General features: G+C 74.7%; 4 protein-coding genes. 3 read left to right on the plus strand and 1 reads right to left on the minus strand.

The features are described 5' to 3' along the window. The 3 genes from ACXJKG_RS19550 to arfB form a co-directional block, all read left to right on the plus strand. Positions 1-1,450 (plus strand): ABC transporter transmembrane domain-containing protein (locus ACXJKG_RS19550; protein ID WP_456847395.1); only part of this gene is annotated, 1,450 nt, incomplete at its 5' end. Continuing rightward, positions 1,447-3,180: an ABC transporter ATP-binding protein gene (locus ACXJKG_RS19555; RefSeq protein WP_456847396.1), complete on the plus strand. Its 1,734-nt coding sequence runs from the start codon at positions 1,447-1,449 to the stop codon at positions 3,178-3,180. The genes ACXJKG_RS19550 and ACXJKG_RS19555, both read left to right, overlap by 4 nt. 1 nt (position 3,181) lies before the next feature. Then, positions 3,182-3,610, plus strand: coding sequence for an alternative ribosome rescue aminoacyl-tRNA hydrolase ArfB (gene arfB / locus ACXJKG_RS19560; RefSeq protein ID WP_456847397.1), 429 nt, complete (start codon positions 3,182-3,184; stop codon positions 3,608-3,610). Positions 3,611-3,679: 69 nt separating this feature from the next. Here the strand turns inward: arfB and ACXJKG_RS19565 are convergent. Continuing rightward, positions 3,680-4,641 (minus strand): SURF1 family protein (locus ACXJKG_RS19565; protein WP_456847398.1); only part of this gene is annotated, 962 nt, incomplete at its 5' end.

Raw genomic sequence — 4,641 nt, forward strand, 5'->3', positions numbered from 1 at the left:
CGTGTCCGCCGTCGCCAACGACGCGCTGCGGATCGGGGAGGTCTACGCGCTCGCTGCCCACTTCCTCGGCAGCCTGGTCGCCTACGGGGTCGCCGCCGTCCTCATGCTCCGCGTGTCCGTGCCGCTCGGCCTCGTGGTGATCCTGGGCCTGCCCACCGTCGCCGCGATCCTCGGTCTGCTGGTCAAGCCGCTGTCCCGGCGGCAGGCAGCGCAGCGCGAGGCCTCGGGCCGCCTGACCACGCTCGGCGCGGACACGGTCTCGGGCCTGCGCATCCTGCGCGGCATCGGCGGCGAGGGCGTGTTCACCGGCCGCTACCGCGAGCAGTCCCAGGAGACGCGGCGCCGCGGGGTCGAGGTCGCCAAGACCCAGTCGGTGCTGGACGCCCTGCAGGTGCTGCTGCCCGGCACGTTCGTCGTGGTCCTCATCTACCTGGGTGCGCACATGGCGCTGGCGGGCACCATCACGCCGGGGCAGCTGGTCTCCACGTACGGGTTCGCGGCGTTCCTGTCGTGGCCGGTCCAGAACGCCACGCAGATGCTGCAGGCCGCCACACGCGCGCACATCGGCGCGACCAAGGTGGTCAAGGTGCTGCGGGTCGTCCCGGCGACGGGCGCGACCGACGGCACCGCCACCGTGCCGGACCCGCACGTGCCGCTCGTCGACGAGGTCAGCGCGCTGCGGCTCGAGCCCGGCCGGGTCGTCGCGCTGGTCAGCGCGGACCCGGACGAGTCCGCGCGCATCGCGACGCGGCTCGGCCGGTTCGACGACGAGGCGGAGAAGGACACCCCGGTCCGGCTCGGCGGGGTGCTGCTCTCGGAGCTGGACAAGGACGCGGTGCGCCAGCGCATCGTCGTCGCCGAGGCGACGCCGCACCTGTTCTCCGGCGCGCTCGAGCACGAGCTCGACGTCCGCGGGGGCGCGACGCAGGACGACCTGCTGCGGGTGATCGCGACGGCCGACGCGCACGACGTGCTCGACTCGGTCCCCGACGGCCTGGCCGGCGAGCTGCCCGAGAAGGGCCGGTCGCTGTCGGGCGGCCAGCGCCAGCGCGTGGCACTCGCCCGGGCGCTGCTCATCGACCCGGAGATCCTCGTGCTCGTGGAGCCGACCAGCGCGGTCGACGCCCACACCGAGGCGCGGATCGCGGCGCGGCTCGCCGAGGTCCGGCGGGGCCGCACCACGCTCGTCGTGACCGCGAGCCCGCTGGTCCTCGACCACGTGGACGAGGTCGCGTTCGTGCAGGACGGCGTCATCCGCGCCCGCGGGACGCACGACGACCTGCTCGCGCACGGCGTCGACGACCTCGAGGTCGCGCGCGCCTACCGGGCGGTGGTCGGACGGCACATGGACGAGGAGTCGCTGGAGAACCGCGCGGTCGAGGACCTGGCGGACGACGAGCAGCTCCACCGCGAGCTGATGGCACAGCAGACGAACGGAGGACAGTCATGAAGCTCCCCATCGCCGACTCGGCGACCGTGCGGGCCTACACCGGCCTCCTGATGCGCAAGCACCGCCGTCCGCTGACCGTCATCGCGGTGCTGCACACGCTCGCCGCGACCGCGGGCCTGGCCGGTCCGTGGATCCTCGGCCTGCTGGTCGACGCCGTGAACGACGGCACCACGGCCGGCTACATCAACACGCTCATCGCGATCGGTGCCGTCGCCGTGCTCGCGCAGACGGTGCTCATCCGCTTCGCGCAGCGCGCGTCGATGGTGTTCGGCGAGGAGGTGTTCGCCGAGCTGCGCGAGGAGTTCATCGAGAAGGTCACGTCGCTGCCGCTGTCCACCGTCGAGCGGGCCGGTACCGGTGACCTGGTCGCGCGCACGACCAACGACGTGAACAAGCTGCAGCACGCGGTGCGCTTCGGCGTCCCGCGCGTGATCGTCGCGGTCGTCACCATCACGCTGACGGTCGCCGCCTGCCTGTTCATCTCGCCGCTGGTCTCGATCGCGATGTTCATCGGCGTCCCGACCCTGGTGATCCTCGTCCGCTGGTACCTCAAGCGCGCGACGCCGGCGTACCAGCGCGAGTCGGCCGCGTACGCGACCCTCAACGGCACGATCACCGAGTCCGTCGAGGGCGCCCGCACGGTCGACGCCCTGCGCCTCGGCCGGCGCCGGATGGCCCGGGTGGACGACGACCTGCGCGAGGCGTTCGCCGCCGAGAAGGCCACCCTGCGGCTGCGCACGATCCTGTTCCCCGGCATCGACGGCGCGTTCGTGCTCGCGCCGGCCGCCGTCCTGTTCTGGGGCGGGTACCTGGCCTCGCAGGGGCAGGTCACGGTCGGCGCGGTCACCACGATCGTGATGTACACGTACCAGGTCACCGGACCGGTGTGGGAGCTGATCTTCTGGATCGACGAGATCCAGGTGGCCGCCACGTCGCTCGCCCGGATCGTCGGCGTGCAGCTGGTCGAGCCGGACCGCACCACGCGTGAGGGCACCCCGGTCGACGAGGACATCGCCGCCCGGGACCTGCGGTACGCGTACCGCGAGGGCCACAACGTGCTGCACGGGATCGACCTCGACCTGGCCGCCGGCGAGCGGCTCGCGGTCGTCGGTCCGTCGGGGGCGGGCAAGTCCACGCTCGGGCGCATGCTCGCGGGCATCCACCCGCCCTCGGGCGGCACGGTGACGGTCGGCGGGGTGTCGCTGGTCGACCTGCCGCTGGAGGAGCTGCGCGGGCACGTCGCCCTGGTCACCCAGGAGCACCACGTGTTCGTCGGCACGGTCGCGGACAACCTGCGGCTCGCGCAGGAGGACGCCGACCCGGCGGCCCTCGAGCGGGCGCTGCGGGCGGTCGACGCGTGGGAGTGGGTGCAGGCGCTGCCCGACGGGCTGGCCACCGAGGTCGGCTCCGGCGGCGCACCGCTGACGCCTGCCCAGGCGCAGCAGATCGCGCTCGCCCGTCTGGTGCTGCTGGACCCGCACACGCTGGTGCTCGACGAGGCCACCTCGCTGATGGACCCGCGCGCCGCCCGCCACCTCGAGAAGTCCCTGTCGGCGGTGCTCGCCGGTCGCACGGTGGTCGCCATCGCGCACCGCCTGCACACGGCCCACGACGCGGACCGGGTCGCGGTGGTCGACGCCGGCCGCATCACCGAGATCGGCCCGCACGACGAGCTGGTGGCCGCGGGCGGCGACTACGCCGCCCTGTGGCACTCGTGGCAGCACGACTGACATGAGCGATCCACTCACGCTGCGCGGGGGCGTCGTCGTTCCGGACGACGCCCTCGCGTGGCGCTTCTCGAGATCGAGCGGCCCTGGCGGCCAGTCGGTCAACACCACCGACTCGCGCGTCGAGCTGACCGTCGACCTGGCCCGGATCGCGTGGACCAGCCCGACCCAGCAGGACCGCGTGCTCGCCCGGCTGGCCTCCCGGCTGCGGGGTGAGCTGCTGACCGTGAGCGCCCAGGAGTACCGGTCGCAGCTGCGCAACCGCGAGGCCGCGCTGACCCGGGTGCACGCGCTGCTCGACGACGCGCTCGCTCCCCCGGGCCCGACCCGACGAGCCACGCGCCCGAGCCGCGGGTCGCAGGTGCGCCGGGTGCAGGGCGAGCAGAAACGCCGCGCGGTCAAGGAGATGCGCCGCCGACCACCCATGGGCTGAACCGACGCCCACCCGGGGCGAGCCGTGCCGGGAGCACCGGGCGCGCGTTGCTCCCCCCAACCGCTGCCGTCAGGCCGGCGCAGCGCCGCCCGCGCCGGGCTCCGGTTCCGGTTCCGGCTCCGCTCCCGAGCCGCGAGCCTCGTCGCGGACCAGCCGCAGCCACAGCAGCACCGCGAACGCGCCGAAGATCCACCACTGCGCGGCGTACGCGAGGTTCTGGATGTTCAGGCCGGACCCGGGCTTGGTCGGCGGGTCGAGGAGCAGCACGGACGACGCCTGCGCGGGGTCGGACGACGCGACGACGAGGTACCCGGTGTAGATCGGGCCGCCCCAGGAGTTCAGCAGCTCGGCGGAGCTGATGCCGTCGGTCCGCCCGTCGGCGATCCCGTCCGCGGCCTCCTCCGACGCCTGCAGGTAGCCGGTGACGTCGACGCTCCCGGCGGGCGGCTGGTCGGCGTCGGCGGGCGTCGCCACCCAGCCGCGGACCACGGGCAGCACGGCTCCGTCGCCGGTCCGCAGCGGCGTCAGGACGAGGAACCCGGTCTCGCCGTCGTGCGCGCGGCCGGTCACCAGCAGCTGGCCGGCGGCCTCGTAGGCGCCGGTCACGGCGACCTTGCGGCCGACCAGGTCGCCGGTGAACGACGTCTGCGGCGCCAGGGTGTCCTCGAGCGGGACGGCCGGCGCGGCGACGAGCTCGGCGGTGTGCCGGGCCGCTGCGGCCGCGCCGTGCACCTGTGCGCGGTCCAGCTGCCACACGCCCAGGCGGGCGCAGAGGGCGGCCGCGGCGAGCAGGAGGACCAGGAGCAGGACCATGCGCGGCCGGACGGCGGCCCGGAGCATCGTCGTCGGCGGACKGCGGGTCGCCTGTTCCCAGGCCGGCGCCGGCCGGGTCTGCGCGGCGGCGGCCGGCTCGGGGGCAGGAGCCGGTGGCGACGCGGGGACACGGGTCCCTGCGCCGGGATCGGGGGCAGAGCCGGCGGGAGCGGAGGTGGCCGGCGCGCCCGGCTCCGGGCGGACACCAGGCCCCGCGG

It is taken from the genome of Cellulomonas sp. P5_C6 (genome assembly GCF_054049635.1).